Origin of the sequence: Enterococcus sp., from assembly GCF_032555305.1 — a bacterium.
In the GTDB taxonomy this organism is placed as follows: Bacteria; Bacillota; Bacilli; order Lactobacillales; family Enterococcaceae; genus Enterococcus_A.
In genome coordinates this window covers 1-19,651 of record NZ_JAWGOQ010000049.1, presented here as the reverse complement: position 1 = coordinate 19,651, position 19,651 = coordinate 1, and the positions used below count along the sequence as shown (strand labels likewise).

Here is a 19,651-nt window from a genome sequence, read left to right as displayed (position 1 = left end):
GATAGGAGGTGTCCTTATGGAAAAGGACAAAGAAAGTTTATCACATAGTAAATGGAGATGTAAGTATCACATCGTGTTTGCGCCAAAATATCGGAGACAAATTATTTATGGGAAATACAGAGAAAGCATCGGCGAAATCATTCGCACGCTCTGTGAAAGAAAAGGAGTAGAGATCATTGAGGCAAATGCCTGTGCAGATCATATTCATTTGCTTGTAAGTATTCCACCAAAATTAAGTGTTTCTCAATTCTTGGGCTATTTAAAAGGAAAAAGTAGTTTAATGATATTTGACCGTCATGCAGAGTTGAAATATCGCTATGGGAACCGAAAATTCTGGTGTCGAGGGTACTACGTGGATACGGTTGGACGGAATAAGGAGCAGATAGCTGACTATATTCGTAAACAAATAAAGGAAGATTATTCAGCAGATCAACTCACATTGTTTGAAGAAGTAGATCCGTTTACAGGAGCAAAAAATAAAAAGAGATAGAGCGAGATTCTTTTAGAATCAGCGAGTAGAAGTGGTGCGGGGGGAAGCTTTCAGAGGGCCTTTCAGGCCGTGGCCGGTAAGAGAGGCTTCCAGCCGAAGAACAAACCACCCGTTTCACGGGTGGTCATGATTAATGACTTTAGTCAGTTTCGCTCGCGTTAGCGAGTGAAACAAGAAAACCGCGCGTTTCTACGCGTGGACGAGATAGCTTTAGCGATAAAAACTCCTTTCGATATACTAATAAGTGGCTACCAACCGCTCATACTATCGAAAGGAGTTTTTCTATGTCATCAAATGACGACAAAAGTTTATCACACAGTCGATGGAATTGTAAGTACCATATAGTATTTACACCAAAATACAGGAGAAAAGTGATTTATGGAGAATTGAGAAAAGATATTGGAAGAATTTTGCGTAAGCTCTGTGAAATGAAAGAAGTAGAAATCATAGAAGCACATGCAATGCCAGATCATATTCATATGTTAGTTAGAGTGCCACCGAAAATAAGCATTTCAAGTTTCATGGGATTCTTAAAAGGAAGAAGCGCCACGCTTATCCATGAGCAGCATGGAAACTTAGTGTATAAATATGGGAATAAGAGTTTTTGGTCAAAAGGCTATTACGTAAGTACAGTAGGGTTGAATCAGAAAACAATTGCAAAATATATAAGAGAACAAGAAGCAGAGGACCGAATTCGAGATAGCATAAGTAAAAGAGAATACGTCGATCCATTCAAAATGAAGAAAAAGAAATAAAGTAGCGAGCGATGAGCGGTTGGCGGTCTTTTAAAAAGCTCCATTTATGGAGTACGCGAGTAGTGACCTCTTCTAGAGGTGTAAAAAAGCCACCCGTTTTCACGGGTGGATGGGTTACTAAGTCAAGAACATTTCTCATCAACATTACACAAAAATTAGACTTGCCATTGACTTTTCATTTTTTGTCTGATAGGTTAATAAAAAAGAATAGATTTTGACTCGACAAATCAATTGAGTTTAATAAAGGCGTTTAGAAGTTACCCCTTATGCACGAAGCGAAACCTTGCATATGCGTAATTTCTAAGCGGCTTTTTTTAAGGTTTAGATTAGTTTTTTTAGGAGGTGCCGTTATGGGAAAGGATATGACGCGGGGAAATATTGTGAAGGTTTTACTATTGTTTACGATTCCGTTGGTACTCAGTGGGTTATTTCAACAATTGTTCAATTGGGTAGATGCATTTATTGTTGGGAATGTTGAAGGGGAGCTGCCGCTTGCATCAATTGGTGCTACTACAGCGGTTTATAATTTATGTATTACCGCCATCATTGGCTTTACCTCTGGTTTATCTGTGTTGTCTGCTCAGCAGCATGGCAGAAGAGAGTTTTGGAAAATGCGGGAAACGTTGTTTTCATTCATGGCCATATTAGGAGGAATTTTCCTGTTTGTCGCCTTATTGGGGATCGCTTTTACCACCTCGATTGTGGAAATCTTGGATACGCCTGAGAGATTGACGGCGATAGCCAGTCAGTATCTGAAAATTATGCTTGTCGGGGTTCCTTTTTTGGCGATCTATAATGTTTATACTGGTGTATTAAGAGGGGCAGGGGACAGTAAAGCGCCGTTTGTCTCAATCATAATTTCTTCACTAGCTAATGTGGTTTTAGATATCTTTTTTGTAGCAGTTCTCCGTCAGGGAGCGGCTGGAGCCGCTGTGGCTACAGTCATTTCGCAAATAGCGATGACTCTTTACATCATTTTCTATACGGAAAAGACGTATCCTTATTTGAAGTATCGCGTAGAGAAGAAAATATTTGAGAAAAGTAATCTGGCAAAAGGAACGCAGTTTGGTGTGTCGCCAACGATCCAGGCTAGCATCAGCTCTGTAGGGAATATCGTTCTTCAACGATTTATGAATGGCTTTGGTGAGCAAACGATCGCAGCGATAACGACTGCTTATCGTGTAGATTCGGTGATTTTTTTACCCATCGTAAATTTTGGTTCAGGAGTTGCGACGGTGGTAGCTCAAAATATCGGGGCAGAAAATGAAGCGCGGGCAAAGAAGACCTTGAAAATCGGTCTAATCATGATCGCGATTATCTCACTGTGTATCTCGGTTTCTATCTTTTTCTTCGGAGAAAATCTATTAGCACTATTTGGTCTTTCATCCGGCTCAGTCGCTATCGGGAAAACCTTTTTCAGGACACTAGCACCGTTTTATCTTATTTACGGCTTTTCAATGGTTATTCGTGGATATGTTGAGGGCTGCGGAGATATGGTCTTTTCAAGTGTCGCAGGGGTCAGTTCTTTGATTGTTAGAATCGCCGCTTCGTATCTTTTCGTTCATGTATTCGCAAGTAGTATTATCGCGATTGCGGAAGGCTTTTCTTGGATCATTTTGCTGGCGATCTATATTACTCGCTATTGGAAAACCGAGTCAAGAAAAAGTCGGAAATTAGAGTTAGTACGGAGACAAGAAGTTGATGGGTGATCATTCCCATTATTATAATTAAGAAGAACCGATTATCGCTTACAGATAATCGGTTCTTTTAGTAGCTTTATACAGCTTCTAAAATTTTCTTCAACCATTGATCGATAATCGCCAGCAAAGCTTCTTTTTCTCCCTCAGGTATCCATTCCGATAATCGTGCTGCAGCAACTGGCAACAGCCATTTTTCAACATCTTTCTCTGCTACATTCGATAATCTGAAGTATTCTTGGTAATAGATTTTGCCCACATGTCTTTGAAAAATGGCGACAAGTTTTTTTACAACGAATCCACTATTCGGCAGTACGCCATAAGAAAGTAGGAGACAGGTTCTGGCGACGTCTGCGCAAGGATCGCCAACGCCAGCGGTCATCCAATCAATGACAATCGGTTCTTTGTCCTGAAACATAATGTTGCCGGGATGATAATCAAAATGGCATAAAGAATCTCCATCTGGCAGCTCCGCCAAATAATCTAATAGAAGCTTTTTCTTTGTTTCATCCAATGCTTCGACAGCTGTGATATTTCCTTTGAGCCGTTCCTTTACCGTAAAGTTTTGTTCTGGTTTGAGCTTGGTTTTATGAATTTCAAGATGAGTGTGAGCCAGCATTCGTGAGTAATGATTGATTTTGAGGATTGATTGCAGCATTACTCGAATCATATCCTTGCCAGCGATTTTTTCATAAACAATCCCGTAGCGGTCGTCATACACAGAGAATTCGTTAGCTTTCGGGACATTCTCAATGCAAGACTGAATATAGAGTGCCTTTTCATACTCATCCACTGCGAGTTCTCTTGGAATTCCATGCCTAAAAAGTTTTAGTATTTTCTTCTCTTCAAAAGCATAAATCTCAGCAGTATTGCATTGTCCGATCATTTTCATCCTATTTATGTCCAAACGTCTTCGCTCACTTCCAGTCAAATTCTAATTTATTCGATTATAACATCGATAATGAGCAGGCGTGTGAAAGGTTAATGTATTAAATCCATCTAGGATCAATAAAGGTTCGGCTAACCAGAAACTCTGCTTTGGTTAGATGCAATTCTTCAATGATCAAAGCCTCTAATTCGGCGACAGAGAGGGTGGTGTTGACTCTGTAAAGCTTTGTTCCATAATTGATCCATTCACCCACATAAAGTAAAGCCCCAACACCGCGAATATCAGGCTTTCCATTATGGAAAAGAACCATCAAGTCTTCGATATTCTTTCCATCATTTGTGAAGAAAACTCGCTCCTCATCCTGGTTGACTAGACGTCCGACTTTTTCGTATAAAGCTAGAGGTTCACGTCCCCAAATATCTTCTTCATTGTCTTTCTTTTCATTTGTAGTTGGCTTTTTTCTAAAAAACAAGTGATCACTCCATTTCGGTGTAGACAAAATTGTACGAGCTTAAACTGCTTAGTTCTGTGGCTATAGATAGGATTAATTATACCGGAAAGCCGTATTCGAGTAGGAAATATGTTGATTTTATAACAGATTATGACTAAAGAAACAGTGTTTTTCCGATAGTAAAAGATTTAAAGAACGAAATTTAGACAACTTCTACTATGGAAAAACCTCAAGAAACCATTTTGAGGTTTTTCCATAGTGACAATTGAGACTTTACAGCATTTACAAGCAGTCCCACAATAGGAGGCTATCCCCAACTTTTTCTCTGGTATAATTAAATGATAAGAATTTAGGAGGGAAAAATGGTGGAGATCAGGCTTGCGAATCATGATGACTTTCAGAATGTTCAGGGGTTTTATTATGCGTTAATTGAAGAAATGAGTCATTTAGAATACACTCCGCGTTGGGAGAAGGATGTCTATCCAACATCTGAGTTTCTGTCTGATTCGATTGAAAACAAGGAGCTATACATAGGAGAAATCGACGGACAGATAGCATCAGTCATGGTGGTCAATCATTCCTATAATGAGGGCTACAAGGAAATTAAATGGCAAGTTAAAGCTGAGGATACAGAGCTTTTTGTGATTCATGCATTAGGAGTTCGCTATGAACTTGCAGGTAAAGGAATCGCCAAAGAAATGGTTCGAAAAGTGATCGAAACAGCAAGGGCAATGAACTTGAAAGCAATTCGTCTCGATGTTCTTGCTGGGAATACACCAGCTGAAAGAGTCTATCTTAAAATGGGATTCAGGTATCTTGAGACAATCCACATGTTCTATGCGGATACTGGCTGGACAGAGTTTAAACTGTACGAATATGTTGTGTAAATTGTTTGTTATGGGTGGAGTATAAAATGACTATTGAAGAAATAAAGCGAGCTTTAGGAAGAAAGACGATTACTTTTTCTGTCGGAGGATTTCGACCGACGTTTGATTTAAGTGAAAGTTGGATTGGAAAAGTAGATTTATTTTCTGAGGATGAAAGCATACCTATCGATGATGAGGGAGTGCCGATGGTTCCGTTGATGCAGCTGAATTTGGAAAATCTTTCATTTGTTCCTGAATCACTGGAAGATATTAAGCTTCTAACTATTTTTGTTTCCCAAAATTTGCCGTGTGACATCACGCCGAATGGTTCTAATTGGGTAGTGAGAGAATATCGAGATTTGAGCAAGATTCAGAAAAAAGAGTTTTCTAATCCTTTCGTTCAGCTCGAACCATTCCCTTTGAAACCGACCGTTGTTCCTGAAGATTTTCCAATATGGGATGACTCATACAGCTTTCCCGAAAATATAGCGGATGAAATCCTGCGTTTAGAAGATGAGGAAATCATTGAGAATTATTTTGATACGTTTGCTATTCAATATGAGCACAGATTAGGGGGCTATCCAACGTATTGTCAGTCAGGCATTTGTTTTGGAGAAGGCTTTGAGTTTGTTTTACAAATCATGTCTGATGAAAAAGTCGGGTTTTCGACAGGAGACGCAGGCATTCTCTTTTTGGCGAAGAATAAGGAGACTGGTGAGTGGCGGTTGTATTGGGATTGTTATTGATATAAATATTTCCTCGTAAACACTGTTCGAAAAGTAGAATACACAATATCTAGCAAGAAATCGTCGAACTAAATTAAAAATTTTATATGACCTAATCAGAGTCTTGATTAAGTCTTTTTATGGTGCTATATTTAGTTTGAAAGAAGGAGGCGTATTGATATGATGAATGTAATAAAAAATCCGCTGACATCCGTGAGTGAGCTCAAAAAATCACCAATGAAGATTATTGAGCTTTCAAAGGAGTCCGGCGATGCTGTATACATCTTAAACAACAATAAAGATGTAGGTGTAATCGTTGATAGTGATAGTTTTAAAAAATTAGTCGATTCAAATGCCATTCTTGTAGATGAAAATGAAGAGTTGAATCAACGTTTAGCATATCTGGAAACGGAACTAAGACTTTTAACGAATAAAAGAACTATTTCAGATAGCGAAGTACGAGAAACAAATCTTATACACACAAACTTATCTGAGATCGAAGATGAGTGGGAGTAGAACAGATGGACTATGAGTTGAGTTGGTTTGAAGAAGCAGTAAAGGATTATAAAAAGCTTGATGGTTCCCAAAAAATCCAAGTCGATAAAGGACTTGAAAAGATAATAGTGAAGGGTATGCAAGCCGGTAAAGAACTTCATGGAAATCTAAAGCAGTGCAGAGAAATCAAACATAAGAGAATGGGCATAAGAATCATTTTTAAAGAAAATATCGAAACTGATTCGATCGATGTCATTGATATAATCATCATTGACAAAAGAGCGGACAATAAAGTTTTTAAATCGGCTGCAAAAAGATTGGAAGAGTAAGGTTTAAAAACTATTTGAATTAGGATTAAATTTTCCCTAGCTCTTTTTTATATGGTTATGATTTATTTGCCGTCACTAAATAACCTCCCAAAATCGATAAAATGATGTTGGTTTCCCGACCGCATCACCATCGAATTTAGGAGGTACCTTTTTATAAAAAAGGCTAATTAAAGTGTAGCATATCTGAAACGGTCTTGTAAGCGACGATTATAAAAGCGGATCACGTTTCCTTGGCGAATGACCATAGACTTGTCGATAGACCTTCGCGAAATAAGAGGCATTGCAGTAGCCGAGGATTTCTGCAATCTCGACGATCGAATAAAGAGAATCTTGGAGGAGGCGCTGAGCTTCTTCCATTTTTGCTGTGCGAATGTAGGCGGTGATCGATGTTCCCACCTCTTCTTTGAAGCGATTTGATAGGTAGTTGGGATTCAGATCAATGGCCTGAGCGATCTCTTTCAAAGTGAGCTTCTTGTAAACATTTTGCTGGATGTAGCGCAGAGCACGCACGATTGGCAACGAATAGGATTCACTCCGACCTTCTGCAACCAAGGAGCTGTAATGAGTGATGATCGTCGGAATAATCTCCGCCCAATCTCGGACGTCTTCCGTTTTTTCAATCTCGCGAATATAGTAATCACTCAAGGCATAGCAGCGAATGTCATTCGCGCCTAAGTCCGCAGCGTGACGACAAATTGCCGCAACGAAACAAATATAATTGTTCTTAGCGCTGCGTTTTGGCTGCTCGGCAAGGTCGAAGTGCTCTAGCTTTAATGGGATGTCAGGTAGTTCAGTGTTCAAATCTAATAAGAGATAGTCATAAAGATTGCGTTCCCATTTTCGTGAATAATGGCTGTAACCAGAAGTCAGCATTTGCCGAACTGTGCGTGAGGCTTGATGAATATTCATAAAATCACCTGTAATTTCTATTTTAAATCTGTAAAATATGTTCTAAGTATAGCTTGATTTAGTATACGATTACAATATAAAAATAATCGAACTTCAAGGATCATTATTTTTTGAATAAGCATAGAAAGGTGAGGACTATGGCAATATTTAAAGACGGTTTTTTATGGGGCGGTTCGGCCTCGAACATGCAGACGGAAGGCGCTTGGAATGAAGGAGGAAAAGGAGTAACTAATTATGACAGCGGCGATTCCATGATGAGTAATAACGGGGATTGGGCAACTGCCATCGATTTTTATCATCGTTATCCTGAAGACATCAAATTATTGGCGGAAATGGGCTTTACCGCGTATCGTACCTCCCTAAGTTGGGCTCGGATCTTACCTGACGGGGAAGGTGAAGTGAATCAGGAAGGGTTGCTGTTCTACGACAAAGTGGTGGATGAACTGTTAAAAAACGGCATAGAACCAGTGATTTGTTTGAACCATTTCGATATCCCGGTAGCATTATTGAAAAAATACGGTGGTTGGCATGCGCGAGAAGTTTATGAGGCGTTCAAAAAATATGCGCGGATCGTTATCCAGCATTTTGGGCAGCGAGTGAAAACCTATTTTGCTTTTAATGAACAAAATGGAAGCGTTCTTCTATCCGCTTTATCTCCGGATGGGAATTTATCACCAGAGGAGCAACTCAGTCATATGAACCTGACCTATCATCATCAATTCATGGCCTCAGCAGCAGTTTGGCAGTATGTCCATGATTTGGTTCCAGCTGGAAAAGTTGGTGGGATGGTGAATTATATGCCGTTTTATCCGAAAACCAGCAAGCCAGAGGATGTATTGGCAGCCCAAGAATTGAATCAGGCTTATAATTTTGATGCATTGGATATCTTCGCTTACGGGAAATACCCTGAACGAATCTTGGCTACATGGAAGAAGAGTGGCTTTGTTCCTTCATCAGAGGATTTGGCTGAGCTTTCCAAGGCGAAAATTGATTTCATTGCTCACAGCTATTATCAATCCGCGGTTGTTCAAGGTGGCGCAGATGTGAAGACGCAGCTGATGGGTCTCATGTCTGGAAAATCGGACAAAAATCCGTACCTCAAGGTCACCGAATGGGGTTGGACAGTGGACCCTGTTGGACTGCGAATCTGTGTGAAGGAAATCTATGATCGCTATCAATTGCCCGTCTTTACGGTCGAGTGTGGGATCGGTGTCAACGAAACATTGAATGAGCAAGGTACAGTGGAGGATGATTATCGGATCGAATACTTCCGCGACCATCTCCAGCAGCTTAAATTAGCAGTAGAAGAAGATGGTGTGGATCTGATGGGATTCCTGACCTGGGGACCGATTGATATCTTGAGCTCGCAAGGAGATATGAACAAACGCTACGGCTTTGTTTACGTTGATCGCACGAATACCGATCCGAAGGAATTGAAAAGATATAAGAAGAAAAGTTTCGATTGGTTCCAGCAGGTCATTGCCTCTAACGGAGAGAATTTATAATTAGGTGATCTGCATTCGTTAACATCTTTTTAAAAGAAAGAAAATCAGATATGCTGTTATTTAGAGAGCTACCAGTATACTAAAAATCGAAATGATAACGGATTCAATGTCGGCTTGCAGCATCTAACGAAAATAAAGGAGAAGAAAGATGGATAAACTTGTTTTTGATATCGGCGCGACCAATACAAAATTTGCTTTGATGTCACCAGAAGGCGAGATTTTAGCCAGAGAAACAAAACCAACGAATTATCAATCAGTAGAAGATTATCTTGAAACAATGGTCAGCATTGCTCAAAATTATCGGAAAAGCGCCGATAGCATCTTGATCAGTACCAATGGGCGAATGAAGCTTGACGGCACGACATATCGTGCCTACGCGGATCGTGTCTTGGAAGGGCTTGATCTAAAGGCAGAAATGCAGCAGCGCTGTCAGCTTCCTGTCACAGTGATCAATGATGGATCAGCCGCGGCGATTGGTGAATGGTGGAAGGGTGCAGGAAAAGGAACCGATGATTTACTGGTGATCGTATTAGGCTCTGGCTTAGGAGCAGGTGTAATCATCAACGGAGAGCTTTATGAAGGACCCCATAAAAATGCCGCGGCTTTGTTTAATATGATCAAGAATTATGAAAACAAGGAATATTCTTTTGCTAGTATGACGACATCCTTTGTGGCCCAGCTCTATCAGCTAGCGATGGCAAAGGATGAACCAATCGAGAAAGTGAGCGGTGAGCGCTATTTTGAACTAGTCGTGCAAGAAGACCCAGTCGCGATCCAATTGTTCGAAGGCTATTGTCGAGAGATTGCCGTGCTGACCTATAATGCCGCGATGCTGTTGAACATTGATCACATAGTGATTACGGGCGGATTAGCAGAGCAGGATCTAGTCATTGATGGCGTAAATAAAAAATTAGCGGAAATCAGTGACAACTATCTAAATGGCCAGCTAGGTCAAATCATTTCCCAGATGCTAATGGATCCAAAAGATGTGACGTTACAGGTGAAAAAGGGCAGATTGACCAGGGATGCCAATCTTTATGGCGCCTTTTATCATGGATCTAGGAAAATGAATGAAAAGGAGTAGATTATACGAATGAGTAAAAATTGGCACACCATTTGGGGATCGATGGCTTCAAATATCACTTTACTTGCCCTCACAGCGGAAAATCACATGCAACAGCTGTCAGTAAAAAGCAGTATCAACGGTGCTGGACTGCGCCTCCATTTAAGTAATCAATACAATACGGAAAAAATGATCTTTTCAGAAATCAAAGTCCAAGTAGCAGGTAAAGAACAGACGATGGAAGAAGCAGTAACTTTGAAGGGGCAAGCAGAGATTTGTCTCGAGGCTGGTGAAACTGTCTATTCTGATGAGCTGTCATTATCAGTAAAGGCGGGGGACATTATTCGGGTGTCCACCGAAATCAAGCAGGAAATGAAGATTCCTGAAGCTGTAATCTGCATTGACGCTGGTTTGGCAAAAGTAGCTGCTCACGGGGAGATGCGTTCTGCGTTGGCCCCAGGACCGATGCAAATGCCGGAGGAGATGAAGGACTTCAAGTATTTGTACGGGGTCGATCGGATAGAAACCAAAGAAGAGGGAATCAAAGAGATTGCTTTCTTTGGAGATTCGATTACACAAATGGGCTTTTGGAGCGAGCCTCTGTCCGTCTTGCTCAATGAAGCGTATCCCGGCAAGGTGAGCACCTATAATTGTGGTATTGCCGGAAATAGGGTGCTCCATGATTCTCCCGAGGTCGCAGCTGGAATGTTTGGTGAAGCGGCGATCACTCGCTTTGAAAAGTCAGTTTTTGGTGAAAGGCAGCCAGCAGTAGTGATCGTACAGATCGGAATCAATGATTTATGTCATCCCTATGTTTATGGACTATCCGACCAAATCGTGGATAGTGCGTCCTTGATCGAAGGTCTGACTTCTTTAGCCGACACTGCTCACCGCCATCAAGCAAAAATCATTTGTGCGACCCTGTTGCCATACAAAGGCTATGAAACGTGGAATCAGGAAATGGAAGACGTTCGTCAGCAGGTCAACGATTGGGTTCGTAACAATGAAGCTTTTGATGATTATTTTGATTTCGCTGAAATCCTGCGGGACGAGGCAGATCATGAAAAAATGCCGAACGGGACACACCGAGGCGATTGGCTGCATCCCAATGCGCAGGGCGGAATGACGCTGGCACAAAATATTGAAAAAGAGAAGCTTACGAAATTTATTTAATATGGTTGTTTGAAGTATAAAATAAGGAAGTAATATAGGGAGGTGCAGGGCGATTTTGCCGCGCACCTCCTTTTCTGATTAAATTTTTTGATTGATAAACCTACAAGTTCGGTCAATCTCTCAGCAGTTGTCTAGTATAATTAACTATATAGACAAGGACGTTTAAAAGAAAATCACATTCTAAACTTGATTGAATGTCACAAATAAAAAAAGGGATCTTCTGTGGAAAAACTTGCTTCTCTGCTAAAGACTACCTAATCCATTTCGAAGAGTATAATTTATTTTTTGTAATAAGCTTAGTTTTGGCAACGATCATGTTTGTTTTTAAGAGATTAAAACAGTTGGTGAAAAAATGAATAGTTTTCCTTTGCAACCCAGTCATCCTACTATGTTGATTGGGTTATTTTTTGTACCCTGATGGAAAAAGAGGCGCATTTCATTATATTTAGTGACTTTTTTTGTTAAATATCGTATTTTTAATAATATAGATTATTTTGTAAAAGTGGTTTCTATTTGATATTGGGCACTCAATGGAGGGTAAAAATGAAAAAATGGTTGCTTATATTAGTCGCGGCGATAGGGTTATCTGGCTGCGGAGTCAAAGAAAAAGAGGCACGGCTTCCAGATACGAAGGGAGACACCGCCATCAGCACGAGCAGTTCTGAGGTGAAATCAACACTGAAGCCTGAACCAAAACTAAAATCAAATCTGATCCCTTATTTGGTTGAAAAAAAGTTTGAGCTAAATGATACTGCATACAGCATATTGGTGCCTTCATCCTGGAAAGATGTTGAAGAGAGAGACGAAGAGTTGAGTGTCTCAATGGAGAGTCCATCGGGCACTGAAGTTTTAGATATCTCATCGGTTGATCGCTATGATACGGAAGAAGAGTTTCAGTCATTTGTTGATCGCTTTGAAGAGGAAGAGTTGAAATCGCAGAAGGCAATGAAGGAGATTGTTGACTATCAGGGTGTGGCATATCAGACGCTATACTATTCGGGTAGAAGCTATCATATTATTGGTGTGGAAAATCTAGCAGCTAAGTTTGTCTTTTTGGAGACGCCAACTGATTATGTGGTGATTCTGCTCACTGGCAGCGCTGATTTTTTTGAAACGAATAAGGATAGGCTCGATGAGATGATCCAGTCGCTTGTAGCACATTATACGCAAGAAGGGGAAATAGCTGCATAACTGTTTCCTCTTGACTGGATTCAATTAAAAAAAGACAGAAACGATTGACAATACATAGATGCTCATCTATATTTAAAACATAGATGACTTTCTATGTAAGGATGTCAGTTCAACTTTTTGCAGTATGTGAAGATGGAGGATTTCTTATCGAGGTTGTAAAAACCATCAAAAAGGATACTTTAGTTGAATGATATGATTCGTCCCCAGAAAGTCTGATTACTATGAAGCAACGAAGTAAGGGGAAAACCATTGATACCGGATTTTTACTAACAATTTCTTTTTCGGTCTTTTTTCAGTGCTATTTACTGAATTTTTCTCTCGTCGGCCAATCCTTCTTAACAGGTTTTTGGCATTGATTGCCCCGATCTTGCAGGAGAACCAGATTTTTGTCCGCACGAGTCCACGCACCGGCATATTGTCTACGTGATAACGTCGGCGCAAAATCGAAGGTACGCTTTCGATGCCATTTCGGAATTCAACGAGCGGCTTGAATGCGTCACTTTTTATCTCTTTTAAATAGCGGGCACGAGAAATTTGTTTCTTTGATATTCTTACAGTCGTTGCTCTCTGCTGTTCTTTCGGACAGCACGTTTCAAACAGCGGGCAGCTCAAACATGTTTCTTTATCAAACCAAGCACAGTACTGCTCTGAGCTTTTGTAGTAACTGACTTTAAACGCCTGATGACCAGCTGGGCAGAGGATTGTTTCCTCGTCGTTGATTTGGAAATCGCCTTTGATTTCCGCTGGCGCTGTTCCATTTAAGTTCGTCGGGGCAAAGTGGATGTGGTGTTCTTTCGCTGTTTCACGATTGTCGGTACTGTTAAATGAACCGTCCGCTACCAGCGTCATTTCTTCATCCACAGTACCCATTTGCTCTAGAAATTCTTCGCAGAAGCGCACATCACTGTGGGTGTTGACATCATAGTCATAATGCGTAATCATGGCGCCATTGGCGTCAACGGTTTCGACCACATTGCCAACATACCCGAAATGGTGCTTACCGGACTTTTTTTGATAGGTCGCCTCTGGTTCTGCTGGATTTTGAATGCTTTCTGGCGTGATATCTTTGCCAGCTCTGGCTTGGCGTTCGCCAGTCTCGGCGACGGTTGTTTGTTCGTCCAACACTTGAAGCAACAGCTGGAAATCAGATAAGGACCGGTGTTCTTGATCCACTGTTTTTTCTAAAGAATGCGCTTCTTTGATGATCTGGTCCAATTTTTCATCAGGGGTTGTCGTCTTATCGTGATAAAACACCGCATTGGCATCCGTATCTTCTAAATAATGGTGCAGTGATTCTGAAACCAATGCTGGATTTTCTTTATCCAGTGTTTTGACCAAATTTCTGACGCAGGTATAGAGAAGCTCCAAGCGAGACAACCGCCGACAATTGGCGGCGACCATCAGAGTGTCCATTCGTTTCATCGTTGGCTGGATCCCTAAAAATTGACAAAACTGGTCAGCGAGGTGTTCCATTTCCTGATGAAGCAGATCGTCACCGGTTGCTAGACAGTGAAGATAAATCCGTCTACGGAAACGATTCAAGCTGTTTTTACTTAGTGGCTGCTCGTTGAAACTAGTGGTATGAAGGGCGTACTGAAAACGCAGATCGCCACAAACAACGGTTTCTACTAATTCTTCATCGGTCATTTGAAAAAGCTCTTTTAACAGCAGGGCACCGATTAATACATTGATCGGTGTATTCGGACGAGTGGCTTCATCTTGCGAAAACAGCACGGCAAATCGCTCTTCGTTGATTGCGGGAAAAACGATGTCACTAAACCCTTTGGCCCAAGAGTTGAGAACAAATTTTTGTTCACGCTTGGATGCCGACAAGAACCGATCGTCCAATGATAATTGTTGAGAAGAATTTTTACGAAACACCATAGTAACAGCCTCCAATCAATACGCTCTTTTCCAAATTATACTATGAATGGAAAAGAAAAAGAGTACGTTTAGATACTTTTGGGGGACGAATCATGATATACGGCATGAAAATCAAACTCATTTTTCACAAGAAAATGAATACTTTAATATGAGTAGGAGGAATAGACAATGAATTATGAAGAGATGTCCAAAACGTTGAAAGCGCTCGCTGATCCGAAGCGGCTGAAAATCATCGATCTTTTGTCCTGCGGCAGCTTATGCGCCTGTGACATTTTAGATCGTTTTGAGTTCACTCAGCCAACGCTTTCTCATCATATGAAAGTTTTGGAAGCAGCCGGTGTCGTGCTTGTTACCAAGAAAGGGACTTGGCACCATTATCAGCTAACAGAAAGCTTTGTCGATCAATTTATGGGTTCAATGATGCAATTGTTTTCAGATACGGACGATTGCATTTGTAAAACAAAAAACTGTGAGTGTAAAGGAGAAAAGAATGATGAAAAAATTAGAACTATTTGAGCCAGCGATGTGTTGTTCAACGGGAGTTTGTGGTCCTTCGGTTGATGAGGAGTTGTTGATGGTGACCTCTGTTTTTGAGACCTTTGAAGGTGTGGATTCGATCGAGGCTTCTCGGCATAATCTGACTAGCGATCCGGATGCATTTGTGAATCATCCTACAATTTTGAAGCTGCTTCAGGAAAAGGGTAACGATATTTTACCTGTCACATTGTTGGATGGGGAAGTTGTCAAAGAGGGATCTTATCCTACTTTGGAGGAGTTTGGCAAGTTTGGCGATGTTCACTTTGTTACGCAGTCGGCAAGTAAATCTGGCGGCTGCTGTGGTGGGAAATCCGAAAGTGAAGGCTGCTGCTAACTTTTTTTGATTGGATAAGGAGGAGATAGAGTGCTGCAATATATACCCCAAAAGATGGGACTGACAAAGTATCTATTTTTTACAGGTAAGGGTGGTGTCGGGAAAACCACTGCTGCTTGTGCGACAGCGACTTCTTTAGCGCAAGAGGGCAGCAAGGTCATGCTGGTCAGCACCGATCCGGCTTCAAATTTACAGGATGTTTTCCAAACTGTTTTGACCAATAAGCCAACTGCGGTTGATGGGATCGACAACCTAAAAGTAGCCAACTTTGATCCGATCACGGCTGCGGAGGAGTATAAAGAAAGTATCGTTGGTCCTTATCGCGGGATTCTTCCGGATAGCGCGCTGGTGAATATGGAGGAACAACTATCGGGATCGTGTACAGTGGAGATCGCCGCGTTTAACGAGTTTGCCAACTTTCTGACAGATAAAGAAGTGGCGAACCAATTTGATTATGTAATCTTTGATACTGCGCCAACCGGTCACACCCTAAGGATGCTGCAATTACCTTCTGCTTGGAATAATTTTCTCGATGAAAATACAACAGGAGTGTCTTGCTTAGGGCAATTGTCTGGACTAGGCGATAAAAAGGATATGTACGAAAAAGCCGTCGAAACCTTGGCTAATGCTAGTCAAACGACCTTGATCCTAGTCACTCGTCCGCAAAAAGCACCGTTGATTGAAGCAGAGCGCGCGTCAGAGGAGCTGCTAAAATTAGGCATCAGCAATCAAAAATTAGTCGTGAATGGATTGTTGGAATCCTATGATGACACTATTTCTCAAGAGATTTATTCGGAACAGCAGAGTGATCTGAGTAATATGCCAGAGTCTTTGATGAAATTTGAAACATACTATATTCCGTTACGCCCCTACAATGTTACTGGTGTCGATAAACTACAAATTTTGCTAAATGATCAGCAACCTGCCATCGTAGAACAGGAACAAGAATCAGCCGAGTTTCCTAAGTTGGATGCGATCGTTAGCGAGTTTACTCGCACAAACAAAAAAATTATTTTTACCATGGGCAAGGGCGGCGTTGGTAAGACCACAGTTGCGATCAAAATTGCTGAGAAGCTCGCTCAATCAGGAGAGAAGGTTCATTTGGCTACAACGGATCCTGCTGATCATTTAAATCTGTTTCTATCGAATGATTTACCGATCTCAATCAGCCATATTGATGAAGAAAAAGAACTAGAAGCTTATAAAGAAGAAGTTCTTTCCAAAGCCCGGGAAACAATGGAGGCCGATGACCTTGCTTACGTTGAAGAAGACCTTCGATCACCCTGCACGCAAGAAATCGCCGTTTTTCGTGCCTTTGCGGAAATTGTCGATAAGTCGGAAAATGAAATCGTGGTCATTGATACCGCGCCAACCGGTCACACATTGCTACTGCTAGACTCCACTCAAAGCTATGCAAGAGAGGTAGAAAGAAGCTCAGGAGAAGTCCCAGTTTCTATTCAAAAACTGTTGCCGCGACTGCAAAATGAGGATGAAACGGAAGTCTTAATGGTCACACTTCCTGAAACAACACCCGTCTATGAATCGATGCGTTTAGACGAGGACTTGAATCGCGCGAAGATCGCTCATACCTGGTGGTTAGTCAATCAAAGCATGCTTGCGACGAATACAGAGAATGAAATTTTGAAGGCTCGTTCCTTCAATGAATTAGAATGGATCGAAAAGGTAGCTGAACTATCAAACGGGAAATTCGCTGTGGAAGAATGGCAGCCGAACTTCAGCCCACTAGGGGTTTAAATTTTTAGTCTATACATAGATGGCTACCTATGTATAGACTTTTTTCATATTGATTGCTAGTGTTTCAATAAAAACTCTTGTATAGTGAAGACTACCTCAAAACATTGATAATGGAGGCAAAATCTCATGAAAAAAATTTATTTCCTATGTACCGGTAATTCCTGTCGAAGTCAAATGGCAGAGGGCTATGCCCATGAATTTTTGCCACAATCAGAGTACGAAGTCAGAAGTGCCGGGATTGAAACACATGGTCTAAATCTTCGAGCGGTGCGTGTGATGGCAGAGGATGCTATTGATATCTCCAAGCAAACATCAGATTTGATTGACTTGGATTACTTTAATCATTCAGATCTGATTATCACGCTATGTGGCGATGCGAAGGATAAATGTCCTGCTATTCCAAAAGGAGTTGAACATGTCCATTGGGATCTAAAGGATCCAGCTCAGGCCAGCGGAACAGAAGAGGAGACCATGGCAGTTTTCAGGGAGACGAGAGATAGGATTAGGCAGAAGGTAGTTGCTTTGAAGTAAGTTTTGTTTTAGAGGGATAATCGTTCTTAAATTCATTGTATTAAAATAGAGCAGGATCGGATGAAAGTTAGGCCGATCCTGCTTTTTTTAATTTGAACGTGATAAAATGAAATAAACTTAACAATACCAAGTAAAGGGGGATTAGTTTTGAAGAATACGGTTGTTTTATATCAATCAAAATATGGCGCGACGAAGAAATATGCCGAGTGGTTGGCTTCTGACTTGGGTTGCGAGATTCTTGAAACAAAGTCCGCCAGACTTGCGGATATTGAAAAATATGATGTGATCATTTTGGGTGGAGGGATTTATGCCAGTGGAATAGCGGGACTTTCCTTTATCAAGAAGAATTACTCAAAGCTTAAAGACAAAAAAATTGCCGTATTCGCAGTTGGTGCTTCACTCTATGATGAAGAAGCAATGTTGGCGGTAAAAGAGCGAAATTTTTAGGATGAAATCGCCGATGTTCCTTTTTTACCGCCGCGGAGCGTGGAATGAGAGTATCATGTCTACCAAAGACAAGATGCTATGCAGCCTGCTAAAAAAGGACGTTGGCAAAAAAGATCCAGCCACTTATCAACCATGGGAGAAGGCTCTTATGGAGGCGATAGGCTCAACCGCTGATTGGACAGATAGAAAATTTCTAGAGCCTATCATTGAGTTTGTTTATAACGAATAATGCCTGATTATCTTGATTGATGATTGGGTTATTTTTTTGTGAAATATTCGAGGTTTGGAGCTGAGAAGGAACTAGCAAAAATTCTGGCAAGAGAGAAACATACTTAAACTGAAGTTCAAAGCCACTGGAATGACGAGAATTAGTCCATTATATTAAGATCACCAACAAAAAGAAGGTCCAGTATTAATGAATAGCTGAAAATTCTTTATACTTAAACCCACCAGAACACTGTATAATTCAATTTGTATTCTTGATAAATTGAATACAACAAATAGCGGACACTATTGAACAGATATCCAAAGTTTATTATTGGTAGAGAATTTTCGACACTCGGTTTGCTTTCGAGAATTTGACCAGGGTCATCATTTGCGATGTCTATTGATTTTGAAATGGCGCTAAAAAGGGTCATTAGAAAAGAGGAAAAAGGATGATTAAAGATAAGGTTGTCGTTATTACTGGTGCTTCTAGTGGCTTTGGCAAAAATACTGCTTTATTATTGGCAGAAAAAGGTGCAAAAGTAGTTTTGGGCGCACGCCGTGAAAGTAGACTGCAAAAAGTCACCTCAGAAATTAACGCTAATGGTGGGGACTCTACTTATTTAGTAACAGACGTCAAGGATCATAGACAAGTAACTGCCTTGGCAGATAAAGCGATAGCGACATATGGACGAATTGATGTGTGGATAAATAATGCGGGAGTAATGCCGCAAGGGTTATTTATAGAGAATCAATTAGAAGATTGGGAGAATGCAATTGATATAAATATCAAAGGAGTTCTCCATGGAATCTCTGCTAGTTTGCCATATATGCAAAAACAAAAGTGTGGTCAAATTATTAACATATCTTCTGTTGCAGGCGTAATGGCTCATGCTGGAACAGGCGTATATTCAGCAACTAAATGGGCAGTTCGTGCTATTTCTGAATCCTTACGTGAAGAAATGGCAGACATGGATGGGAATCTGCGTGTAACGATCATATCACCAGGATCTTTCAAAACTGAGCTGATGAATTCAATGAACAATGATAACTTTAAATCAGGCGTTGAGGAATTCTACAATAAATTTGCTATCACACCTGAGCGAGTGGCTCAGACCATTGCAGAATCAATTGATCTGCCTAATGATACTTCTTGGAATGAAGTTATTATTCGCCCAACCAAACAAGTTGTGTAAACAAGAATGACAATTAGAAGATTAATGTTAGTAAGATAAAAACAAGACGTGTTTGAAAACTTATTACTGAATCAATTATAAAATGATTGCCACATAAACAAACGAAAATAGTTGATCTTGTTAAAAACCTGAATAATTCATACAATCACTTTCAATAACGAACAGCACCAAAAAGAAAGATTTTCAGATCGTATCGTTCAATTTCTACTGAAAAACAGGAAAATT

At 40.7% G+C, this 19,651-nt stretch carries 22 protein-coding genes; 18 read left to right on the top strand and 4 right to left on the bottom strand.

Features of this window, described 5'->3' with window-relative positions:
* The first annotated feature begins 16 nt into the window (after nucleotides 1–16).
* The 3 genes from tnpA (E6139_RS22115) to E6139_RS22105 all read left to right on the top strand — a co-directional run bounded on the left by tnpA (E6139_RS22115) (nucleotide 17) and on the right by E6139_RS22105 (nucleotide 2,954).
* Nucleotides 17–490: an IS200/IS605 family transposase gene (gene tnpA / locus E6139_RS22115; protein ID WP_316405714.1), complete on the top strand. Its 474-nt coding sequence runs from the start codon at nucleotides 17–19 to the stop codon at nucleotides 488–490.
* Between the two features lie 284 nt (nucleotides 491–774).
* A complete protein-coding gene (gene tnpA, locus E6139_RS22110; RefSeq protein WP_316405713.1) occupies nucleotides 775–1,245 on the top strand; it encodes an IS200/IS605 family transposase in 471 nt (156 codons plus the stop codon).
* A 350-nt stretch (nucleotides 1,246–1,595) separates the two neighbouring features.
* Complete coding sequence (locus E6139_RS22105; RefSeq protein WP_316405712.1) at nucleotides 1,596–2,954, top strand: MATE family efflux transporter; 1,359 nt, start codon at nucleotides 1,596–1,598, stop codon at nucleotides 2,952–2,954.
* A 67-nt stretch (nucleotides 2,955–3,021) separates the two neighbouring features.
* Here E6139_RS22105 and E6139_RS22100 read toward each other — a convergent pair whose 3' ends face one another.
* The gene (locus tag E6139_RS22100; protein ID WP_316405711.1) at nucleotides 3,022–3,834 is read right to left on the bottom strand and encodes an aminoglycoside phosphotransferase family protein; all 813 of its coding nucleotides are present in this window, start codon (nucleotides 3,832–3,834) and stop codon (nucleotides 3,022–3,024) included.
* A gap of 97 nt (nucleotides 3,835–3,931) precedes the next feature.
* Nucleotides 3,932–4,303 carry a hypothetical protein gene (locus tag E6139_RS22095; protein ID WP_316405710.1) on the bottom strand — a complete coding sequence of 124 codons (372 nt, stop codon included), beginning with the start codon at nucleotides 4,301–4,303 and terminating at the stop codon, nucleotides 3,932–3,934.
* 341 nt (nucleotides 4,304–4,644) lie between these two features.
* On the opposite strand from E6139_RS22095, the gene E6139_RS22090 reads away from it, so the two are divergent.
* The 4 genes from E6139_RS22090 to E6139_RS22075 all read left to right on the top strand — a co-directional run bounded on the left by E6139_RS22090 (nucleotide 4,645) and on the right by E6139_RS22075 (nucleotide 6,697).
* Entirely contained in the window at nucleotides 4,645–5,169 is a 525-nt protein-coding gene (locus tag E6139_RS22090) for a GNAT family N-acetyltransferase (protein ID WP_316405709.1), read from the top strand.
* A 26-nt stretch (nucleotides 5,170–5,195) separates the two neighbouring features.
* On the top strand, nucleotides 5,196–5,894 hold the full coding sequence (locus tag E6139_RS22085) for a DUF1963 domain-containing protein (protein ID WP_316405708.1): 699 nt from the start codon (nucleotides 5,196–5,198) through the stop codon (nucleotides 5,892–5,894).
* A 159-nt stretch (nucleotides 5,895–6,053) separates the two neighbouring features.
* On the top strand, nucleotides 6,054–6,389 hold the full coding sequence (locus E6139_RS22080) for a type II toxin-antitoxin system Phd/YefM family antitoxin (RefSeq protein WP_316405707.1): 336 nt from the start codon (nucleotides 6,054–6,056) through the stop codon (nucleotides 6,387–6,389).
* Nucleotides 6,390–6,394: 5 nt separating this feature from the next.
* Nucleotides 6,395–6,697 (top strand): addiction module toxin RelE, encoded by a 303-nt coding sequence (locus tag E6139_RS22075; protein ID WP_316405706.1) that lies wholly within the window; start codon nucleotides 6,395–6,397, stop codon nucleotides 6,695–6,697.
* Nucleotides 6,698–6,904: 207 nt separating this feature from the next.
* Here the strand turns inward: E6139_RS22075 and E6139_RS22070 are convergent, their stop codons facing one another.
* Nucleotides 6,905–7,606: a helix-turn-helix domain-containing protein gene (locus E6139_RS22070; RefSeq protein ID WP_316405705.1), complete on the bottom strand. Its 702-nt coding sequence runs from the start codon at nucleotides 7,604–7,606 to the stop codon at nucleotides 6,905–6,907.
* Nucleotides 7,607–7,743: 137 nt separating this feature from the next.
* Between E6139_RS22070 and E6139_RS22065 the strand changes: the two genes are divergently transcribed.
* From E6139_RS22065 to E6139_RS22050, 4 genes are all read left to right on the top strand, one after another.
* Entirely contained in the window at nucleotides 7,744–9,111 is a 1,368-nt protein-coding gene (locus E6139_RS22065; RefSeq protein WP_316405704.1) for a glycoside hydrolase family 1 protein, read from the top strand.
* A 148-nt stretch (nucleotides 9,112–9,259) separates the two neighbouring features.
* Complete coding sequence (locus E6139_RS22060; RefSeq protein WP_316405703.1) at nucleotides 9,260–10,195, top strand: ROK family protein; 936 nt, start codon at nucleotides 9,260–9,262, stop codon at nucleotides 10,193–10,195.
* A 9-nt stretch (nucleotides 10,196–10,204) separates the two neighbouring features.
* Nucleotides 10,205–11,347, top strand: a complete 1,143-nt coding sequence (locus E6139_RS22055; RefSeq protein ID WP_316405702.1) for a GDSL-type esterase/lipase family protein — start codon at nucleotides 10,205–10,207, stop codon at nucleotides 11,345–11,347.
* Nucleotides 11,348–11,890: 543 nt separating this feature from the next.
* Nucleotides 11,891–12,538, top strand: coding sequence for a hypothetical protein (locus E6139_RS22050; protein WP_316405701.1), 648 nt, complete (start codon nucleotides 11,891–11,893; stop codon nucleotides 12,536–12,538).
* Nucleotides 12,539–12,757: 219 nt separating this feature from the next.
* Here the strand turns inward: E6139_RS22050 and E6139_RS22045 are convergent, their stop codons facing one another.
* Nucleotides 12,758–14,422 (bottom strand): transposase, encoded by a 1,665-nt coding sequence (locus tag E6139_RS22045; RefSeq protein WP_316405700.1) that lies wholly within the window; start codon nucleotides 14,420–14,422, stop codon nucleotides 12,758–12,760.
* Between the two features lie 168 nt (nucleotides 14,423–14,590).
* Here E6139_RS22045 and E6139_RS22040 point away from each other — a divergent pair, with 168 nt between their 5' ends.
* From E6139_RS22040 to E6139_RS22010, 7 genes are all read left to right on the top strand, one after another.
* Nucleotides 14,591–14,938 carry a metalloregulator ArsR/SmtB family transcription factor gene (locus E6139_RS22040; protein WP_316405699.1) on the top strand — a complete coding sequence of 116 codons (348 nt, stop codon included), beginning with the start codon at nucleotides 14,591–14,593 and terminating at the stop codon, nucleotides 14,936–14,938.
* The gene (gene arsD, locus E6139_RS22035) at nucleotides 14,916–15,293 is read left to right on the top strand and encodes an arsenite efflux transporter metallochaperone ArsD (RefSeq protein WP_316405698.1); all 378 of its coding nucleotides are present in this window, start codon (nucleotides 14,916–14,918) and stop codon (nucleotides 15,291–15,293) included. The genes E6139_RS22040 and arsD overlap by 23 nt, the downstream gene beginning before the upstream one ends.
* Nucleotides 15,294–15,323: 30 nt before the next feature.
* Nucleotides 15,324–17,048 carry an arsenical pump-driving ATPase gene (gene arsA / locus E6139_RS22030; RefSeq protein ID WP_316405697.1) on the top strand — a complete coding sequence of 575 codons (1,725 nt, stop codon included), beginning with the start codon at nucleotides 15,324–15,326 and terminating at the stop codon, nucleotides 17,046–17,048.
* Between the two features lie 126 nt (nucleotides 17,049–17,174).
* A complete protein-coding gene (gene arsC / locus E6139_RS22025; RefSeq protein ID WP_316405696.1) occupies nucleotides 17,175–17,579 on the top strand; it encodes an arsenate reductase (thioredoxin) in 405 nt (134 codons plus the stop codon).
* 147 nt (nucleotides 17,580–17,726) lie between these two features.
* On the top strand, nucleotides 17,727–18,026 hold the full coding sequence (locus E6139_RS22020; RefSeq protein WP_316405695.1) for a flavodoxin domain-containing protein: 300 nt from the start codon (nucleotides 17,727–17,729) through the stop codon (nucleotides 18,024–18,026).
* A 13-nt stretch (nucleotides 18,027–18,039) separates the two neighbouring features.
* Nucleotides 18,040–18,255 carry a hypothetical protein gene (locus E6139_RS22015; protein WP_316405694.1) on the top strand — a complete coding sequence of 72 codons (216 nt, stop codon included), beginning with the start codon at nucleotides 18,040–18,042 and terminating at the stop codon, nucleotides 18,253–18,255.
* A gap of 427 nt (nucleotides 18,256–18,682) precedes the next feature.
* Nucleotides 18,683–19,426, top strand: a complete 744-nt coding sequence (locus E6139_RS22010; RefSeq protein ID WP_316405693.1) for an SDR family oxidoreductase — start codon at nucleotides 18,683–18,685, stop codon at nucleotides 19,424–19,426.
* Nucleotides 19,427–19,651 lie beyond the last annotated feature (225 nt).

Coding starts and splice junctions, on each gene's coding strand:
- E6139_RS22045 (WP_316405700.1), bottom strand. CDS start 14,422: ATGGTGTTTCGTAAAAATTCTTCTCAACAATTATCATTGGACGATCGG.
- E6139_RS22085 (WP_316405708.1), top strand. CDS start 5,196: ATGACTATTGAAGAAATAAAGCGAGCTTTAGGAAGAAAGACGATTACT.
- E6139_RS22055 (WP_316405702.1), top strand. CDS start 10,205: ATGAGTAAAAATTGGCACACCATTTGGGGATCGATGGCTTCAAATATC.
- E6139_RS22105 (WP_316405712.1), top strand. CDS start 1,596: ATGGGAAAGGATATGACGCGGGGAAATATTGTGAAGGTTTTACTATTG.
- E6139_RS22010 (WP_316405693.1), top strand. CDS start 18,683: ATGATTAAAGATAAGGTTGTCGTTATTACTGGTGCTTCTAGTGGCTTT.
- E6139_RS22015 (WP_316405694.1), top strand. CDS start 18,040: ATGTTCCTTTTTTACCGCCGCGGAGCGTGGAATGAGAGTATCATGTCT.
- E6139_RS22075 (WP_316405706.1), top strand. CDS start 6,395: ATGGACTATGAGTTGAGTTGGTTTGAAGAAGCAGTAAAGGATTATAAA.
- E6139_RS22050 (WP_316405701.1), top strand. CDS start 11,891: ATGAAAAAATGGTTGCTTATATTAGTCGCGGCGATAGGGTTATCTGGC.
- tnpA (WP_316405713.1), top strand. CDS start 775: ATGTCATCAAATGACGACAAAAGTTTATCACACAGTCGATGGAATTGT.
- E6139_RS22090 (WP_316405709.1), top strand. CDS start 4,645: ATGGTGGAGATCAGGCTTGCGAATCATGATGACTTTCAGAATGTTCAG.
- E6139_RS22060 (WP_316405703.1), top strand. CDS start 9,260: ATGGATAAACTTGTTTTTGATATCGGCGCGACCAATACAAAATTTGCT.
- E6139_RS22040 (WP_316405699.1), top strand. CDS start 14,591: ATGAATTATGAAGAGATGTCCAAAACGTTGAAAGCGCTCGCTGATCCG.
- E6139_RS22070 (WP_316405705.1), bottom strand. CDS start 7,606: ATGAATATTCATCAAGCCTCACGCACAGTTCGGCAAATGCTGACTTCT.
- E6139_RS22100 (WP_316405711.1), bottom strand. CDS start 3,834: ATGAAAATGATCGGACAATGCAATACTGCTGAGATTTATGCTTTTGAA.
- arsC (WP_316405696.1), top strand. CDS start 17,175: ATGAAAAAAATTTATTTCCTATGTACCGGTAATTCCTGTCGAAGTCAA.
- E6139_RS22065 (WP_316405704.1), top strand. CDS start 7,744: ATGGCAATATTTAAAGACGGTTTTTTATGGGGCGGTTCGGCCTCGAAC.
- tnpA (WP_316405714.1), top strand. CDS start 17: ATGGAAAAGGACAAAGAAAGTTTATCACATAGTAAATGGAGATGTAAG.
- E6139_RS22080 (WP_316405707.1), top strand. CDS start 6,054: ATGATGAATGTAATAAAAAATCCGCTGACATCCGTGAGTGAGCTCAAA.
- arsD (WP_316405698.1), top strand. CDS start 14,916: ATGAAAAAATTAGAACTATTTGAGCCAGCGATGTGTTGTTCAACGGGA.